Consider the following 16,569-nt stretch of genomic DNA (forward strand, 5'->3'; position numbering starts at 1 on the left):
CTTCGAAGAACCCCCTCACCCCTCCCTCTCCCCCTGAAGGGGAGAGGGGACATACCGCCCGAAGGGGGCGGGCGCGGCCTTTGCCGCGAGGCCAAGGGCCTTCGCTTATGCTCGCTCCCCATGAACCGACCCAAGCCTTTCTCCATGATCCGCGAGTTCCATCTGGCGGACTGGTTCACCCTGGGCAACGCCTTCTGCGGCGTGGGCGCCCTGTTCTCGGTGATGACCTTCCTGCAGACCGGGCTGACGCAGCACCTGTACTACGCCTGCGCGCTGATCCCGGCCGCGCTGGTCTTCGACGTGCTGGACGGCCGCATCGCGCGCTGGCGCCAGAAGAGCTCCGCGATGGGGCGCGAGCTGGACTCGCTGGCCGACGTGATCTCCTTCGGCGTCGCCCCGGCCGTGATCGCCTATGGCTGTGGCATGCAGGGCCTGTGGGACCGCATCGTGCTGGGCTTCTTCGTGGCCAGCGGCGTGTCGCGCCTGGCGCGCTACAACATCACCGCCGAAAGCCTGTCCGCGGGCAGCGACAAGGTTGCCTACTTCGAGGGCACGCCCATCCCCACGTCGTTGCTGCTGGTGATCGTGCTGTGGATCGCCGCCTGGCAGGGCGCGATCGGCGACGCGTTGTGGTTCGGCGCCATCAAGCTGGGCGGCTTCACCCTGCATCCGCTGGTGCTGCTGTTCGCGGTCTCCGGCTCGCTGATGATCAGCCGCATCCGCATCCCGAAGCTGTGAGCTGACGCTGAGCGCCGACGCGCTTGGACGTGTGTCCAGCGCTGTGCCCGATGACGACAAAGGCCGCCCGAGGGCGGCCTTTGTCATAGCGCTCGCGCGTGGGGCATCGACGGCGGGTCAGGACGGGCCCGGCGGCACGCCGAATCGGAATGGGCACCCCTGCGCGGCGCCCCAACGCGCCGCCTCAGGGCCGCCTCAGGGCCGCCCGCCCAGGATGCGGTTGCTGCGCGCGGCCAGCTTCTTGAACTGCAGCGCCACGGCATCCTCGCCGCCGGCGCGCGTCGCCGTCGCGCGTGCCAGGCCCGTGCCCGAGGCGCTCGCCGCCGGGCAGCTGCCGTTGGCGCGGTATTGCAGCGCCGCGGCCAGCATCGCCTCGCTGGCGTCACCCAGCGCGTGCTCGAAGTCGTCCGCCACCGCGCAGCCCTTCACGCCGGTGGCGCCGCTGCCCGCGGGCACGAAGCCGTCCGCGTAGTCGCCGAAGCCCTTGTTGTTGACGCCAACGAATTCGATCGGGAAGTAGCTGTAGCCGCAGTTGTCCTTGGCCGTGAAGCCGTAGGGCTTGCCGCAGGTGGTGCCGCCCACCAGCACGACCTCCACGTCCACGCCGCGCAGGCTGTTGATCAGCGCCTCGCTGGCCGAGCAGGTGCCCGACTGCGCCAGCACGAACACGCGCCGCAGGTTCAGCGCCGGCAGCGGCTGCCGCGAGCTGCAACGGCCATCCGCCGTCATCAGGCAGGACTGGTCGTAGAACGGCGTCTTCGAACCCTCGCTGTTGGTTTCCGCGCTGCGGCGGCTGTTGTAGCGCAGGTGCTCGAAGGTCTTGCCGGAGGTCGCCGCGCTGCCCGCGATCATGTAGGCCAGCTCGCTGGCGATGAACAGGTAGCCGCCGCCGTTGTAGCGGAGGTCGACGATCAGGTCGGACACCCCCTGGCCGCGGAAGTCCTGCATCGCGGCGATCAGCTGCGCTTCCGCCGGCAGGATGTGGTCGTTGAAGACCAGGTAGCCGACCTTGCCGCCATCGGTCGCGGTCAGCACCTGCCGGGTCGGCACCGGCGTCTTGGTGACGTTGCCGGCGACCAGCGTGAGGTCGCGGCTCGCGCCGGAATTGGCGGTCAGCACAAAGCGGTGGCTCGCGCCGGCGGTGTCGGGGAACAGCGCGCCGTTGAGGGTCTTGACGCCCGCCGCGTCGTTGACATCGGCCGCCGCGCCGTCGGCGCTCACCAGCGTGTCGCCGCGGCGCACGCCGGCGCGGTCGGCGGCGCTGCCCGGTTCGACGAACGCGACGCGCAGGCCGCGCGGCGGTGTCGCCGACTTCATCCGCCATTCGATCCCGTAGCCGAGCTCGACGCCGCCCTGCGACAGCGCGTTCCACTCGCGGGTGCTCATCATGAAGCTGAACTGGTCCTTGCGTTTGCCGCTGGCGGTGGTCGCCGGCGAGCGCAGGTCGTCGAAGTAGTTGTCCAGCGCGGTCTCGACATCGCTGCCGCTGTAGCGCGGGGCCGAGGCATCGATCGACGGCACGTCCTCGCGCCACAGGTAGGCCTCGTCGAAGTAGGCGCGGATCCAGTTCTTCTCGGTCGCCAGCGAGCCGCTGCGCTGACTGGCCTCCGGGTTGCCCGGCGCGCATTGCTGGGCGTAGGCGGCGCTGGGCTGGAGCACCGCGCCGGTGTTGCCACCGTTGCCCGTGCCGCCACCACCGACCGTGCCGCCACCGGTCTCGCCGCTGCCCACCACCGGCGTGCCGCTGCTTCCCCCACCGCCGCCGCATGCGCTCAGCAGCATCGCCCCGACGGCGCCAGCCACGGCCAGGCGCGTCACCCGCCACATCGCGGATCGATTCATGTCAACTCCCTCGCGGGACGGTGTCCCGTTGTTGTCGGTATCGCGGGCGCCCCCTTTTGGAAGGCGTCCGCCAGCGTCGAGGGCGGAGTTATAGCGGGAAACCGGCGGCGTACAGCCGCTCAAATGGGCGGTTCTGCTCTCAAAGTGACCAAAGACGCACCCTCGCCACTGGCGAAGATCCGCCACCCGAACCAAGTCGGCGGCGCGGGCAGCTCGAAGACCTGGCCGGGCTCGAGCCAGTGGTCGTCGGCGCAGCCGGCGCGGGTGATCCAGGCGCGGCCGCCGAAGACCCGCAGGCGCACCGGCCGGCGCAGGCGCAGCGTGACGGGCCGGCCGTCGGTCGGCAGCACGATCGCCTCCAGGCCGGGCGCGGGTGGGACAAAGGCCGGCGCGGGCGAAAGCCGGGGCCGGAACAGCGGAGGGAGGAGGCGCAGCGGTTGCATGGCCCAACGATAGGAAGCGGCTGTGCGGCGCTCCATCCACAGCGGCCGACCGATGCGGCGCATACAGCGCGCGCACGGCCGTGACCTGTGCTGGCCGGCTTGCCGCTGATCTGTATTGGTCATTGCCAACCCGGAACACACAGAATCGACGCATGGACGCGCCGCTGCTACCGCTGTATATGCAACTCGCCGACCGCATGGCCCGGTCGATCCGGGCGGGCACGCTGAAACGCGGCGAGCGGCTGCCCTCCGTGCGGGAGCTGGCCGGCCAGCACGGCGTGTCGCTGTCGACGGCGGTGCAGGCCTACCGCTGGCTGGAGGATGCCCGGCTGATCGAGGCCCGGCCGCGCTCCGGCTACTTCGTCGCCGCGCGGCCGCCGCGGCTGCCGGAGCCGCGGGTCTCCCGGCCCGACACCGCCTCGCGCATGGTGCAGCTGGACCAGCTCGGCGCGCAGGTGATGGCCCTGTCGCAGGATCCCGGCTTCATCTCCTTCGGCGCCGCCTGCCCGGGTCCGGAACTCTTCGACCAGGACCGCGTGCGCCGCGCGATGGCCCGCGCCGTGATGCGCCATCGCGAGCTGCTGTGCACCTACCCGATCGGCCCCGGCATGGAGGAGGCCCGACGCGCGGTGGCCCGCCATGCGCTCGGGCTGGGCTGCGTGCTGGACCCGGACGAGGTGGTCATCACCAACAGCTGCATCGAGGCGATCAGCCTGTGCCTGCGGGCCGTCTGCAAGCCCGGCGACGTGGTGGCGCTGGAGTCGCCGACCTATTACGGCTTCCTGGAGATCCTGCAGAGCCTGCACCTGCGCGCGCTGGAGATCCCGACGCATCCGCGTCACGGCATGTCGCTGGACGCGCTGCAGCTGGCCTTCGAGACGCAGCAGGTCAAGGCCGTGCTGACGGTGCCGACGCTGTCCAACCCGCTGGGCGCCTGCCTGCCGGTGCCCGAGCGGCGGCGCCTGGCCGCGATGCTGGCGCGGCACGACGTCGCGCTGATCGAGGACGTGCTCTACAACGACCTGTCCGAGCAGGAGGACAAGCGCCGCGCGGTGAAGTCCTTCGACACGACCGGGCACGTGATGATCTGCGGCTCCTTCTCGAAGACGATCGCGCCGGGGCTGCGGCTGGGCTGGGTCGAGGCGGGCCGCTGGGGCCGGGTGTTGCGGCAGACCAAGGCGGTGCAGTCGGGCGCGCAGACCAGCGTGCTGGAGCTGGCGCTGGCCGACCTGCTGACGCAGGCCGGCAGCGGCGCGGCGCTGCGGCATCTGCGCGCGACCATCGCCGCCCGCGTCGACGAGGCGCGCCAGCTGATCGCCGAGAGCTTCCCCAAGGGCACGCGGGTGTCGGACCCCGCGGGCGGCTTCATCCTGTGGGTGGAACTGCCGGAGGCGCTCGACTCGGCGCAGCTCTATGAAGCGTGCCTGGCCGAGCACATCGTCATCGCGCCGGGGATGATGTTCTCGGCGAGCCCGCGCTTCCGGAACTGCGTGCGGCTGGGCGTCGGCGGCAAGTGGGGCCCCGAGCATCCGCGCGCGCTGCGCCGCATCGGCGCGCTGGCCAAGCAGCTGCTGATGAGCCCGCCGGACGAGCTGGCCGCGTAGGCCGCGCGCCGGCGGCGCTCCGCGCGCTCAGCCCTGCAGCCACTCGTCGTCCGCGTCCAGGCCCTTGGGCGCCTTGAGCCGCGTCATCGCGGCCTCGTCGTCGAGCAGGCGCCAGCGCCACCAGTCGGTGCTGATCGACTTGACCAGCGCCGCGTGATGCGCGGCCAGCCGCTCCGGCGCGCGTTCACGCGGGCGTCCGAGCAGCCGCTGCCCGAAGCCGGCGCCGCGCTCGCCAGCGCCGCCCAGACTCATGTGATCGGCGCCCTCCAGCCACAGCTGGGCCTTGGCGCCGGCCGGCAGCGCGTCGTAGACGGCGCGGCGGTAGCGACCGTCGCGCTCCGGGCCGAGCGGATTGCCGTCGAGGCTGCCGGTCAGGCACAGCATCGGGCGGGTGATGCCCTTGATGCCGCCGGCGCCGTGCCCCACCGAGGGGCTGAAGGCCGCGAAGGCCTTGAAGTGCGATTCCGACAGGTCCGGCGCGCCGCGCACCTGGTAATCGCGGCCGGCGACCGCCAGCGTGGTCTGCGCGCCGAAGGAATGCCCGGCCATGCCCAGCGCCTCCGGCCGCACCCGCGACCAGGGGCCGCTGCGGTCCTGCCGCAGCTTGAGCAGCTGCTCGACGGCGAACTGCACGTCATGGGCGCGCTCGACCAGCTGCTCGGCGCTGGCGGCGGCCTTGACCGCGGGCAGCCCGCCGCGCCAGATCGCGCGGTCGCTGCCGGCATGCTGCAGATGCAGCGTCGCGACGCCGGCCTCGGCCCAGGCCTGCGCCCACTCGGTGCCGCCGTCGAGGCTGCCGCCCAGTCCGTGCGAGAACACCACCAGCGCGACCGCACCGTCGCCCTCGGGCAGGCGCAGGCGCCAGGGAATGTCGCGCAGGCGGGACCGGTCGTGCCAGCGGCCTTCCGTCACGCCGGCCTCGGCTTCCGCCTTCGCCTCGCCCTCGGGTGCGGCCAGTGCCGGCCAGGCGCCGAGCGCCGCGGAGGTCGCGCCCAGGCTCAGCGCCGAAGCGCGCCGCAGCAGCGCGCGCCGGGTCGGATCGGCATCAGGAAGGGAATGGGGGGACGGCCAGGTCAGCGACCGCGCCAGCGGCTGGGCGAGCGTTTCGTCGAGCGGCTGGGTGAGCGTCTCGTCGCGCGACCGGGTGAGCGTGTCGTCGAGCGGCTGGGTGAGCGTCTCGTCGCGCGACCGGGTGAGCGTGTCGTCGAGCGGCTGGATGTGCGGCTCGTTGAGCGACCGGGTGAGCGTGTCGTCGAGCGGCTGGATGTGCGGCTCGTTGAGCGGCTCGTTGAGCGGCTCGTTGAGCGATTGGGCCTGACAGCGGGCGTGAGGTGGGGCGATGGGCATCCGTCGATTCTGCAGAGGCCGGCGCCGATGGCACCGACTTTTACCGGCCTCGGGGACGACGGCACGGGGGCCGCCGTCATGCGGACGAGGCGGGCAGATGCCGTTCCCGGGCCGGTGGCACCGGCTTGAGGCGCAGCGCCCAGCAGACGCCGCCGACCAGCAGCACCACGCCGGCGACGCCCATCAGCGGCGGCCACGCGCCGCGGTGCACCTGGGCGTAGACCAGCGCGGCCAGCGTCTCGAAGACGATGAGCTGGCCCACCAGCGTCGTGGGCAGGCGCTGGCTGGCCTCGTTCCAGCACAGCGTGCCGAGCCAGGACGCGAACAGCCCGACCGCCATCATCAGTCCGACATAGGGCCACAGGCGCGGCCCGGCGGGGAAGTCGAAGCCGGCGGGCAGCAGCGGCAGGCCGGCGCCGTCGGCGACCGCCAGCACCAGGAAGGCCAGCGCCGCCATCGGCAGCGTCACCAGCCCCTGGGCGGTGGCCCAGGCGCGGGGGCTGCGGTCGGCATGGGCGCGCAGCCAGTCGGCATTGCGGATCGGGTACCAGGTCCAGCAGGCCAGCGCGATCAGCGCCAGGCCGGCGCCCTGCAGGTAGCGGCCCAGCGCCTGCGGGGCCAGCGCCGCCTGCTCGACCTGGTTGACGCAACCGATGCCCAGCGCGATCAGCAGCAGCGCCGGCGCCAGGTCGCGCCAGCGGTAGTGGCCGTCGCGCGCCGCGTTGCGGTGGTTGGAGCAGACCGCGATCACCACCGGCAGCGTGCCGATGATCATCGTGGGCAGCGGCCCGCCGGCGCGCTGGATCGCGGCGGCCAGTGTCAGGTAGTAGAGGAAGTTGCCGATCGCGCTGAGCTTGACCGCGTCCGTCCAGTCGGCCCGCGTCAGCCGCCGCAGCTCGCGCCAGTCGATCGACGCCAGCGGCAGCGCCAGCAGGCCGAAGGCCAGGTAGCGGCCGGCCATCAGCATGGCGGCGGGGTAGTCGGGCAGCAGCAGCGGCGTGACGAAGACCAGGCCCCACATCAGGCCGGCGGCGAGCGCGAACAGGAATCCGGACAGCATGCGGCGCAGTGTCGCGCCGCGTCAGGCCCGGCGTCTTGTACCGAGTTGCTGTTGGTAGCGCGCCGGGGTGAGGCCGTAACGACGCGCGAAGCTGCGCGTCAGGTGCGCCTGGTCGGTCAGTCCGACGGCGGCGGCGACCTGCGCCGGCGCCTGGCCGGCGGCGAGCTGGCGTTTGGCCTCGTTGAGCCGCAGCGCCATCAGCGCCTGCTGCGGCGTCGCATGGTGCTGCGCCTTGAAGCTGCGCAGGAAATGGAAGGGGCTGAGCCCGGCGACGGCGGCCAGCCGGGCGGTGTCCAGCGACTCGTCCAGGTGGGCCCGCATGTGCTCGATCACCGGCGCGAAACGCGGCGCGGCGCCCTCGGGCCGCACCGGCGCGCGATGGGCGTGGCGGCTCAGTCCCTGGACCAGCTCGAGCAGCGCGCTGTCGAAGGCCAGCGGCTCGCGGGCGCGCCACAGCGCGGCGATCAGCGCCGCGGCCTGCGTCGCGGCCGCCGCGTCGTGCGCCACCGCGGCGTCGAAGCGCCAGGCGGGACCGCCGTACAGCTCGGAGAGCAGCTGCTCGTCGAGGTAGACCATGCGGTAGCCCCAGGCATCGGCGGTGGCGGCCTCGCCGGTGTGGATGTCCTCGGGATTCATCAGCATCAGCGTGGCGCGCGGCGCGAGGTGCTCGCCGCCGCGCCAGCGGAAGCGGCCCACGCCGTCCGTGATCGCGCCCAGGCCGTAGGCCTCGTGCGTGTGCGGCTCGAAGCTGTGCCGCAGGATGTGGGCGTGGTAGAGCTCCACGCCCGCGCGGTGCGCGGGGCGACGGTACTGGGCCCGATCCTCGGGATGCTCGAACGCCGTGGGCATGGGCGGGAGTCTATGCCCGGCCCGCCGGTTCAGAGCAACCCGGGCGTCATGCCGGTCCAGCGCTTGAACGAGCGCCGGAAGTTGCTCTTGTCGTGGAAGCCCAGCGTGCGCGCCACCGCCTCGCCGCGCTGACCGCGCAGCAGCATCAGGTAGAGCGCCGCGTGCGCGCGGACCTGGTCGAGCTGCGCCTGGTGATGGGTGCCGAGCTGCGCGAGCTGCCGCTTCAGCGTCGCGGGGCTGATGCCGAAGCGCTGCGCGCTGCGCTCCAGCGACGGATCGCCGCCGACCTCGCCCAGCAGGTGGTCGTAGAGCACGGCGAGCTGCCCGCGCCAGGCGGCCTGCGGATCGGCGCCCTGCCCCAGCGCGCCGAGCGCTATCGCCGCGCGGCCGGCCGCCGCCGCCGGCCAGGGATCGACGGCCGCCGACAGCGGCAGCCGCATCGCGTCGACCTGGCAGCCGAAGTGCAGCGCCGGGCCGAGGTAGGCCGCGTGCCGCGACAGCTCACGCGGCCGCGTGCGGTTGAAGCTGAAGCGCCAGGGCAGCGACCGGCCGCCGCCCAGCCATTGCGCCATCGCGACGACCGCGCTCATCTGCATGTCCACCAGCAGCGGCTGCAGGCTGGGCGGCGCGCCGCAGGCCTCGGTCCAGACCAGCAGCAACTCGTCGGCGCTTTCCACCAGCCGCGGCGTCAGCAGCGGCGACAGCCGCGCGGGCCAGTCGCACAGCACGCGCAGCGCCTGGCGCAGGTCGCCAGCCTGCTGCAGCGCCTGGCTGGCCAGGCCGTAATGGCCCGGGAGGCTCAACTGGCCGACGACGAAACCCACGTCGCCCGCCAGCGGCTGCAAGGCCGCCAGCATCGACAGCAGCTGGCGCGCGGACAGCGCCTGGCCCGGCACCACGCCGCAGCGGCCCAGCCACTCGGCCGGATCGATGCCGCGGCTGCGGGCGAACTCGGCCAGCAGCGCGCCCTGGTAGGCCCAGGGGATGAAGGCGTGGTCGGCGCCATAGGCGGTCGCCGCGCCCGTCGGCAGCGCCTGGCGCAGCGCGGCGAGCGCGTCGTCGGGCTCGGGTGCCGCGCTGGGGAGCGCGCTCACCGCAGCCGCTCCAGCAGGCGCAGCAGTTGCGCCTCGCCGTCCTCGTCGGCATCCAGCGTCGCGCTGGCCATGCGGGCGCCGAGCCGCGCCCGGGTGCGCCCATCCGCGCAGGGATGCACATGCGCGGACAGCGCCGCCAGCAGGTCGCCCGGCAGCGCCGAGTCCGCATTCGGCAGCAGCGCGACGAAACGGTCCGCCGCGTAACGGCACAGCAGGTCGCCCTCGCGCAGCTGCAGCAGCAGCAAGGGCCCGGTGGCCTGCAGCAGCCGTTCCGACTCCGCCAGCCCATGCTGGCGCGCCAGCCCGGGCAGGTCCTGCCAGCCCAGCATCACCAGCGTCGTCGGCGCGGCGGGCGCGCGCCGCAGGCGCTCGATCTGCGCGAGCAGGTAGGCGCCGTCGCCCAGCTGCGTCAGCCCGTCGATCTGCGCGTGTTCCCGGTAGCCGCGCTCACGGCCGGCGCGCAGCGCGTTCAGCGCCAGCTGTTCCTGCCGCCACAGGTGCAATCCGAAGGTCAGCCCGGTCATGCCGACGACGTGGCAGGTGGATTCCATCCCCATCAGCAGCGTGAACGCGCGCGGGAACTTCCAGAACTCGTCCATCAGGTCCGCCCAGCCACCCAGCAGCATCCCCGCCAGCCCCAGGCACAGCCAGGTCGTGACGCGGCCGGCGGGCCGGCTCGCGCGCAGCTGCACCAGCCACAGCGCCAGCATCGCCACGATCAGCGATTCGCTGAGGATGTCGACCCAGCGCCACTGCGCCAGCGGCTTGGCGACGGCCCAGTAGCCGAAGGACCAGGTGACGGCGGCCATCGCCAGCAGCAGCCCATGGCCGAAATGGCGCGAGCCCGCGACCGGCGCGAGCACCAGCGGCGGACGCGGCAGCACGACTTTCATGGCGCGCGATGCTAGGCAGCGTTTGTGACAGTCGCCGTCACATGCGGCGCCGGGGGTCGGATCGGCTCACGCGCCGGGCCTGGCGGAGCCGTCCGGGCCGCGGCGCGTCGAGAATCCCACGCTGTCACGGACCCGCCATCCCGGCTTCCTAACGTGCGCCGCCATCCGTGACTCACCGACCTCTTCCCATGCGCACGCCGCCCCGCCCGACGCTCTTCGCCCTGTGCCTGTCCAGCCTCTTCGCCGCCACGCCCGGATGGGCGCAGCAGGCCGCCGACACCCAGGCCCCGCCCCGTCCTGACACGCGCCCCGAGGCCGCCGCCGGCCTCCGCAAGGACGCCCGCGCAGACGCCCCGCCCGCCAAGGACGCGAAGGCCGACGCCCGCCAGCTCGACACCGTCGTGACGGTGGGCCAGGCGGCGGCGCTGCGCTCCGCGCTGGACAAGCAGTCCGCGGCGCCCGGCATCGTCAACATCGTGCATGCCGACGGCATCGGCCAACTGCCCGACAACAACGCCGCCGAGGCGCTGGCCCGCATGCCGGGCGTGTCGGTGGAGCGCGACCAGGGCGAAGGCCGCTTCATCCGCGTCCGCGGCCTGGGTCCGGACTACAACGCGGTCAACATCAACGGCGCGCTCACGCCCGCCTCCGAGTCCGACCGCCGCGCTCCGGGCCTGGACCTGGTGCCGGCCGGCCTGATCCGCTCGCTGGAGGTGCAGAAGACGCTGACGCCGGACCAGGACGCCAACTCGCTGGGCGGCACGGTGACGGTGCGCACGCTCAGCGCCTTCGACCAGCCGGGCCGGCTGTTCACGATGGAACTGGGCGCCAACCACGACGCCAATGCCGGCAGGACCCGGCCGCGCGGCTCGGTCGCCTTCGCCGACCGCTTCGCCGGCGGCACGCTGGGCGTGGCGCTGGCGCTGTCGGCCGACCAGCGCCGCTTCGCCAGCGACAACGTCGAGACCGGCGGCGACTGGGACGGCGACAAGCTGGCCAGCTTCGAGCTGCGCCGCTACACCATCACCCGCGAGCGCGTCGGCGCGGCGCTGAACCTGGACTTCAAGCCGGACGAGGCCTCGCTGGTCTACCTGCGCAGCTTCAGCAGCCGCTTCACCGACCAGGAGCAGCGCCAGTCGATCGCGATCGAGTTCGACGAGCCGCTGGCGCCCGGCGAGACCGGCGACGGCACCGTCAGCCGCGGCCTGAAGGCGCGGCGCGAGATCAACAAGTCCAGCGCCGTGGTGCTGGGCAGCGAGCTCAGCCGCGGCGACTGGAAGTTCTGGGCCGAGGCCGGTGCCGGCCGCGCCAGCGAGGACAAGCCCGACACGCTGGCCTCGTCGTCCTTCACCGCGGACTTCTCCGGCCTGGGCTACACCGACACCGTTCGGCCGATGCCCACGGCGGTGGCCGGGCTGGGCGACGCCTCGCGATACGCCTTCAACAAGGCCAAGGTGGAGCAGAGCAGCGCCACCGACCGGGTGCGCCACCTGAAGGCCGACGTGCAGCGCGAGTTCGACCTGGGCGGCTGGGACCTCGACCTCAAGACCGGCCTGAAGGCGATGCGCCGCAACAAGGACAACGCGCAGGAGACCTACGCGCCCAGCGCGAAGGTGCTGAAGAAGGCGCCGTACAACGTCCCGTCGGCGCAGCTGGGGCTGGGCCAGTTCGTCGGCGGCGGCGAGGTCGACTACCCGTGGACCGCCTTCGGGCCCGGCATCGATGCCGGCAAGCTGCGCGGCCTGTACGGCGCCTATGACCTGAACGCGTTCCGCGACGCGGTCGACTCGTCGGTCAACGACTACGCGATGAAGGAGCGCACCGACGCCGGTTACCTGCAGGCGACGCTGGAGCGCGGCGGCACGCAGTGGCTGGTCGGCGTGCGCCATGAGCGCGTGCGCTTCACCGCCGACGGCACCGCCTGGAAGGATGGCGAGCTGAGCGCGGTGCACCAGGACACGCGCTCGAGCCACTGGCTGCCGGCGGTGCTGCTGCGCCAGAAGCTCAACGAAGGCCTGGTGCTGCGCGCGGCGCTGACGCACGCGGTGGTGCGGCCGGCCTTCGGCCAGCTGAGCCCGGGCGTGACCGTCGACGGCGACGAGGCCACCGTCGGCAACCCGCTGCTCAAGCCGCTGCGCGCGCGCAACCTGGACCTCGGCCTGGAGCAGAGACTGGGACGGGACGGGGTGCTGTCGGCCGCGCTGTTCCACAAGAAGATCCGCGACTTCGCCTTCCAGACCGACCTGGCCGGCACGCCGGGCTGGGAGGACTTCAGCCATGTCGAGTCCTTCGCCAACGGCGGCGACGCGACGGTGCGTGGGCTGGAGCTCTCCTGGAGCCAGGCGCTGAGCACGCTGCCGGCGCCGTGGAACGGCCTGGTGATCGGCGCGAACGGCAGCTTCGTGAAGTCGCGCGCGACCATCGGCGGTTATGACGAGGGCCGCTTCGTCAGCCGGCGCATCGCGCTGCCGAGCCAGTCCGACCGCAGCATCAACCTCAGCCTGGGCTGGGAGTCGCCGGCCTTCGGCGCGCGCATCGCGCTGAACCACAAGTCGCCCTACCTGCTCGAGGTCGGCGACGTGCTGGACGCGGCGCAGGACCGCAAGGTCGACACGCAGAACCAGATCGACGCGTCGATGCGCATCCAGCTGACGAAGCAGCTGCAGCTGCAGTTCGAGGCGCTCAACTTGAGCAACGAACGCTATTACGTCTACCAGGGCAGCAAGGCCTTCAACACCCAGTACGAGCAGTACGGGCGGGCCTACAAGCTCAGCCTGAAGCTGGCGATGTTCTGAAGGAGCGGCAGGTCATGACGATGAAGACGATGAGGACGCCCCGCGCCGCTGGGATGACGATCCGCGCGCTCCTGGCGACGGCTGTTGCGGCTGCGGGCGCGTTCGTCCCGATCGCTCAGGCGGGTTCTGGACCGGGAACGACAACGGGCACGGCGGCAACGTCGACCGCGCCGGTGCTCGAGCTGGGCAAGAACGGCCTGCGGCTGCTCGACGCCGCGGGCCAGCCGGCGGACGAGTTCAGCGTGCGCGCCAAGCGCTGGGATCGACGCCGGCTCGCGGACGGCACGACCGTCGCGCTGCTGCAGGACGCCGACACCGGCGTCCTTCGCCTGATCGAGGTGCGGGACCAGCGCCTGCGCGAGCGCGGCCAGTGGGCGGCGCCGGCGATCGACGTCGAGGCGATCTGCCTCTACCTCGAGCCGCGCCAGCAGACGCTCCAGGCCTTCCTGCTCGGCAGCGATGGTTTGTCGGAGCAATGGCTGCTGACCCCGCCGCCCGTCGACCCGGCCAAGCGCCGAGCAAGCAGCACGAGCAGCACGAGCAGCACGAGCGGCTTGACCGGCACGAGCGGTCGCCTGGTCGCGCCCTCGCCGATGCCGGCCCAGGTACTGCGCCAGCTGGCGACGATCCCGGACGCCAAGAGCTGCGCGGTGCGCGACGACGAGGCGACGCTGTACATCGCCGAGGCCGACGTAGGCCTGTGGGCCTTCGAGGCCGACGCCGAGCGCTCGGGCCGCGCGCTGGTCGCGCCGGGGCTGGCGCCGAAGGATCTGGCGCTCTGGCTCGAGGCCCGCGCGGCGCGTCCCCGCCCGGTGATCCCGGTCGCAGTCCCCTCGGCGCAGACCGAGCCGGTGCGGGGCGGCGGCGATGCCGCGGACGATCCTGCGATCTGGGTCCATCCGACGCAGCCCGCGCGCAGCCTCATCCTGGGCACCGACAAGAAGCGCGGCCTGGCGGTCTACGACCTGCAGGGGCGCGAGAGGCAGTTCCTGCCGGTCGGCCGCGTCAACAACGTCGACCTGCGGCAGCGCCTGCGCCACGACGGCCGCGACTGGGACCTGGCCGTCGCCACGCAGCGCGACCGTCACAGCGTGTTGCTGTTCGGCATCGACGGCGGCGGCCGCGTGAGCACCCTGGCCGAGTTGCCGACGGGGCTGGACGAGGTCTACGGCGTCTGCGCCGGACGCAACCCGGCGGGCGGCCTGGACGTGTTCGTCAACGACAAGGACGGGCGCCTGCTGCAGCTGCGGGTGGCGCGCAGCGCCGGCGCCTGGTCGGCCACGACGGTCGCCACGATGCGGCTGGCCTCGCAACCGGAGGGCTGCGTGGTCGACGAGCCGGGCCGGCAGCTCTTCGTCGGCGAGGAGAAGCGCGGGCTGTGGCGCGTCGCGCTGGACGCGGAGGGCCGGTTGGGCGACGCCGCGCTGATCCTGCCGGTCGGGGAGACGCTGCATGCCGATGTCGAGGGCATGGCGGTGCATCGCAGCGCCCAGGGCGCGTGGCTGGTTGTTTCCTCCCAGGGCGACGACAGCTATGTGCTGCTCGACGCGGACGCGCCCCATGCGGTCAAGGGACGCTTCCGTGTCGGCCTGAACCCGGCCCGCGGCATCGACGCGGCATCGGAGACCGACGGACTGGACGTCAGCGCGGCCGCGCTCGGCGGCGAGTACGGCCGGGGGCTGCTCGTCGTCCAGGACGGCCACAAGCGCTGGCCGATGGGACGGCAGAACTTCAAGCTGGTGCCGTGGCAGGCGGTGATGCGCGCGGTTGAGCCCCCGGCGTCATGCGATGGTTGCCCGGCCTCGCGCGAAGCCCGATGATCGCGGCCCTTTCAACCGGGCCCCGGCCCAGTCCTCGACTTCGCGCATGTCCTCTGAAATCGTCGTCCGTCCGATCGCCCCGTCCGACCTCGCCGCCTGGCGTCCGCTCTGGGACGGCTACAACGCCTTCTATGGCCGCGCCGGCGAGACCGCCCTGCCCGAGGCCGTGACGGCCTCGACCTGGGCGCGCTTCTTCGATGAACGCGAGCCGGTCCACGCCTTCGTCGCCGAGCTCGACGGGCGGCTGGTCGGCCTGACGCATTACCTCTTCCACCGCAGCACGACCCGCATCGAGGACACCTGCTACCTGCAGGACCTGTTCACCGCCGAGGACGTCCGCGGCCGCGGCGTCGGTCGGGCGCTGATCGCGGCGGTCACCGCGGCGGTGCAGGCGCGCGGCGGACATCGCCTCTACTGGCAGACGCACACGACCAACGCGGCCGGGCGCGCGTTGTACGACCGCGTCGCGGAGCACAAGGGCTTCCTGATCTACGGGCAGGATTTCTGAGCGGGGCTTCCGAGCGAGCCCGATGGCGGGCAGCGGCCCGCCGGACGGGTGGACAGCAGGCGCGCGCTCAGCAGCGGCGCCGGCGCAGGTCCTGGCGGGCGCTCTCGGCCAGGTCGGCGCCGCGCAGGCCACCCTCCGGGAAAGAGGCCGTGCCCATCTGCAGGCGCACCTGCAGCATCCGCGTGTCCACGCCGTACGGGCTGTTCAGCGCCGGGGCCAGGCGCTGCTGCACCAGGTGGGCCTCGCGCAGGCCGGCGTCCAGCAGCAGCACGGCGAAGCTGGTCTCGCCCACCTGCAGGACCATGTCGGTCCCGCGCACCCGGCTGCGCAGGCGGCGTCCCACCGCCGTCATCAGCTGCGACCGGGTCTCGAGCGCCGCGACGCGTTCCGCGCCACCCTCGCCCTCATCGGCGGCTGGCGGCTCGCCCGACGCCGAGGCGGCCAGGGTCGCGTCGTCCTCGGCACCGGCCGGCGCCGCCTCCAGCCAGAGCACCGACAGGTGACCGCCGTAGCGGCGGCACTGCGTCAGCTGGCGCGAGATCATGAGGCCGAACTCGGCCAGCGAATCGACGCGGGGCAGCCACAGCGCCGGCGTCTGTCGCGCCGGCTTGGCAGGTGCCGCCTGGCCCTCCTCCATGGCGGCGGACGCGACGATGGCGGTGGACAGGCTCATGCGCGACAGCTCCAGGTCGAGGACGGATCCACGCCCGCGTGCGGCACCAGGCCGACCCGCGGGGAACGAATGAATGGGGTTGAGGACACGACCTGCTGAAGCAGCCCGATCCATGCCGGCCTCCCTTGCCACACTGACCAGCCGTGCCCTCACCTATCTAAAACGGATTCCTCACCGCCGTCCCGACATCCGCTCACAAAAATCTGCTGGGTAGAAACCCTTAAATTGATGTCGAGACCCACCGGTTTGCGTCATCCGTCGCCCAGGCCCATGTAACAAGGTCATACACCCCCGCTAGAGTTCCGCCTCATGAAGGACATCACCCAACTGCTGCACGAGGCCGGCCAAGGCGACCGGTCCGCCGCCGACCAGGTGGTGGCGCAGCTGTACGGCGACCTTCAGCGCCTGGCGCGGCAACGCATCCGGCAGGCCGGCGAGATGACGCTGCTGGACACCACCGCGCTGGTGCACGAGGCCTGGCTGCGCCTGGCGGGCGCGCAGGGCCAGACCTTCCCCGACCGGCGCCACTTCCTGGCCTACGCGGCGCGGACCATGCGCCACGTCGTCATCGACCTGGTGCGGGCGCGCCAGGCCGAGCGCCGCGGCGGCGACCAGCCCGACCTGACGCTCAACACCGCGGTGGTCGAGGGCGCACCGCAGTCCGACGACCACATCCTGCGCGTGCACGAGGCGCTGGAGGAGCTCGCCACCATCGACGCGCGGCTGGCGCAGGTGGTGGAGATGCGGTATTTCGGCGGCTTGCTGGAGCAGGAGATCGCGGAGGCGCTCGGCGTCACCGAGCGGACCATCCAGCGCGACTGGCAGAAGGCGAGAATCCTGCTCTCGATGAGCCTCAAGGACTGACCCCCGGGTCGGCACCGCGCGGTCCGTCGATACGGCGCA

At 72.7% G+C, this 16,569-nt stretch carries 14 protein-coding genes; 6 read left to right on the forward strand and 8 right to left on the reverse strand.

Annotated features, from left to right (window positions below):
- The first annotated feature begins 120 nt into the window (after positions 1-120).
- Positions 121-738 (forward strand): phosphatidylcholine/phosphatidylserine synthase, encoded by a 618-nt coding sequence (locus FHT37_RS17625; protein WP_091728796.1) that lies wholly within the window; start codon positions 121-123, stop codon positions 736-738.
- A 195-nt stretch (positions 739-933) separates the two neighbouring features.
- Here FHT37_RS17625 and FHT37_RS17630 read toward each other — a convergent pair whose 3' ends face one another.
- Positions 934-2,580, reverse strand: a complete 1,647-nt coding sequence (locus FHT37_RS17630) for a S41 family peptidase (protein ID WP_255489768.1) — start codon at positions 2,578-2,580, stop codon at positions 934-936.
- A gap of 119 nt (positions 2,581-2,699) precedes the next feature.
- Positions 2,700-3,023, reverse strand: coding sequence for a DUF2917 domain-containing protein (locus FHT37_RS17635; RefSeq protein ID WP_183483290.1), 324 nt, complete (start codon positions 3,021-3,023; stop codon positions 2,700-2,702).
- A 152-nt stretch (positions 3,024-3,175) separates the two neighbouring features.
- Between FHT37_RS17635 and FHT37_RS17640 the strand changes: the two genes are divergently transcribed.
- The gene (locus tag FHT37_RS17640) at positions 3,176-4,627 is read left to right on the forward strand and encodes a PLP-dependent aminotransferase family protein (RefSeq protein WP_183483292.1); all 1,452 of its coding nucleotides are present in this window, start codon (positions 3,176-3,178) and stop codon (positions 4,625-4,627) included.
- A gap of 27 nt (positions 4,628-4,654) precedes the next feature.
- Here the strand turns inward: FHT37_RS17640 and FHT37_RS17645 are convergent, their stop codons facing one another.
- From FHT37_RS17645 to FHT37_RS17665, 5 genes are all read right to left on the reverse strand, one after another.
- Complete coding sequence (locus tag FHT37_RS17645) at positions 4,655-5,974, reverse strand: hypothetical protein (RefSeq protein WP_183483294.1); 1,320 nt, start codon at positions 5,972-5,974, stop codon at positions 4,655-4,657.
- Between the two features lie 76 nt (positions 5,975-6,050).
- On the reverse strand, positions 6,051-7,034 hold the full coding sequence (locus FHT37_RS17650) for a DMT family transporter (protein ID WP_183483296.1): 984 nt from the start codon (positions 7,032-7,034) through the stop codon (positions 6,051-6,053).
- Between the two features lie 21 nt (positions 7,035-7,055).
- Positions 7,056-7,883 carry an AraC family ligand binding domain-containing protein gene (locus tag FHT37_RS17655; RefSeq protein WP_183483298.1) on the reverse strand — a complete coding sequence of 276 codons (828 nt, stop codon included), beginning with the start codon at positions 7,881-7,883 and terminating at the stop codon, positions 7,056-7,058.
- 29 nt (positions 7,884-7,912) lie between these two features.
- Positions 7,913-8,977: an AraC family transcriptional regulator gene (locus tag FHT37_RS17660; protein ID WP_183483300.1), complete on the reverse strand. Its 1,065-nt coding sequence runs from the start codon at positions 8,975-8,977 to the stop codon at positions 7,913-7,915.
- Positions 8,974-9,870: a diguanylate cyclase domain-containing protein gene (locus FHT37_RS17665; protein WP_183483308.1), complete on the reverse strand. Its 897-nt coding sequence runs from the start codon at positions 9,868-9,870 to the stop codon at positions 8,974-8,976. Before FHT37_RS17665 ends, FHT37_RS17660 begins: the two co-directional genes overlap by 4 nt.
- Before the next feature lie 188 nt (positions 9,871-10,058).
- On the opposite strand from FHT37_RS17665, the gene FHT37_RS17670 reads away from it, so the two are divergent.
- Genes FHT37_RS17670 through FHT37_RS17680 form a run of 3 tightly spaced genes read left to right on the forward strand, consistent with a single transcriptional unit; the run spans position 10,059 to position 14,993 of the window.
- A complete protein-coding gene (locus FHT37_RS17670; RefSeq protein WP_183483310.1) occupies positions 10,059-12,665 on the forward strand; it encodes a TonB-dependent receptor in 2,607 nt (868 codons plus the stop codon).
- Between the two features lie 14 nt (positions 12,666-12,679).
- Positions 12,680-14,485 carry a phytase gene (locus FHT37_RS17675; RefSeq protein ID WP_255489776.1) on the forward strand — a complete coding sequence of 602 codons (1,806 nt, stop codon included), beginning with the start codon at positions 12,680-12,682 and terminating at the stop codon, positions 14,483-14,485.
- Positions 14,486-14,531: 46 nt separating this feature from the next.
- Positions 14,532-14,993, forward strand: coding sequence for a GNAT family N-acetyltransferase (locus FHT37_RS17680; RefSeq protein WP_091728831.1), 462 nt, complete (start codon positions 14,532-14,534; stop codon positions 14,991-14,993).
- A gap of 67 nt (positions 14,994-15,060) precedes the next feature.
- Here FHT37_RS17680 and FHT37_RS17685 read toward each other — a convergent pair whose 3' ends face one another.
- On the reverse strand, positions 15,061-15,666 hold the full coding sequence (locus tag FHT37_RS17685) for a diguanylate cyclase domain-containing protein (RefSeq protein WP_183483317.1): 606 nt from the start codon (positions 15,664-15,666) through the stop codon (positions 15,061-15,063).
- A 309-nt stretch (positions 15,667-15,975) separates the two neighbouring features.
- On the opposite strand from FHT37_RS17685, the gene FHT37_RS17690 reads away from it, so the two are divergent.
- Entirely contained in the window at positions 15,976-16,530 is a 555-nt protein-coding gene (locus tag FHT37_RS17690; RefSeq protein WP_091728837.1) for an ECF-type sigma factor, read from the forward strand.
- The last annotated feature ends 39 nt before the right edge of the window (positions 16,531-16,569 follow it).

Origin of the sequence: Mitsuaria sp. BK037 (assembly GCF_014193045.1) — a bacterium.
Lineage (GTDB): Bacteria > Pseudomonadota > Gammaproteobacteria > Burkholderiales > Burkholderiaceae_C > Roseateles.

Bases quoted from the DNA above. Each gene is read 5' to 3' on its own strand.
- FHT37_RS17625 (WP_091728796.1), top strand. From the start codon at position 121: ATGAACCGACCCAAGCCTTTCTCCATGATCCGCGAGTTCCATCTGGCG.
- FHT37_RS17630 (WP_255489768.1), bottom strand. From the start codon at position 2,580: ATGAATCGATCCGCGATGTGGCGGGTGACGCGCCTGGCCGTGGCTGGC.
- FHT37_RS17635 (WP_183483290.1), bottom strand. From the start codon at position 3,023: ATGCAACCGCTGCGCCTCCTCCCTCCGCTGTTCCGGCCCCGGCTTTCG.
- FHT37_RS17640 (WP_183483292.1), top strand. From the start codon at position 3,176: ATGGACGCGCCGCTGCTACCGCTGTATATGCAACTCGCCGACCGCATG.
- FHT37_RS17645 (WP_183483294.1), bottom strand. From the start codon at position 5,974: ATGCCCATCGCCCCACCTCACGCCCGCTGTCAGGCCCAATCGCTCAAC.
- FHT37_RS17650 (WP_183483296.1), bottom strand. From the start codon at position 7,034: ATGCTGTCCGGATTCCTGTTCGCGCTCGCCGCCGGCCTGATGTGGGGC.
- FHT37_RS17655 (WP_183483298.1), bottom strand. From the start codon at position 7,883: ATGCCCACGGCGTTCGAGCATCCCGAGGATCGGGCCCAGTACCGTCGC.
- FHT37_RS17665 (WP_183483308.1), bottom strand. From the start codon at position 9,870: ATGAAAGTCGTGCTGCCGCGTCCGCCGCTGGTGCTCGCGCCGGTCGCG.
- FHT37_RS17670 (WP_183483310.1), top strand. From the start codon at position 10,059: ATGCGCACGCCGCCCCGCCCGACGCTCTTCGCCCTGTGCCTGTCCAGC.
- FHT37_RS17675 (WP_255489776.1), top strand. From the start codon at position 12,680: ATGACGATGAAGACGATGAGGACGCCCCGCGCCGCTGGGATGACGATC.
- FHT37_RS17680 (WP_091728831.1), top strand. From the start codon at position 14,532: ATGTCCTCTGAAATCGTCGTCCGTCCGATCGCCCCGTCCGACCTCGCC.
- FHT37_RS17685 (WP_183483317.1), bottom strand. From the start codon at position 15,666: ATGAGCCTGTCCACCGCCATCGTCGCGTCCGCCGCCATGGAGGAGGGC.
- FHT37_RS17690 (WP_091728837.1), top strand. From the start codon at position 15,976: ATGAAGGACATCACCCAACTGCTGCACGAGGCCGGCCAAGGCGACCGG.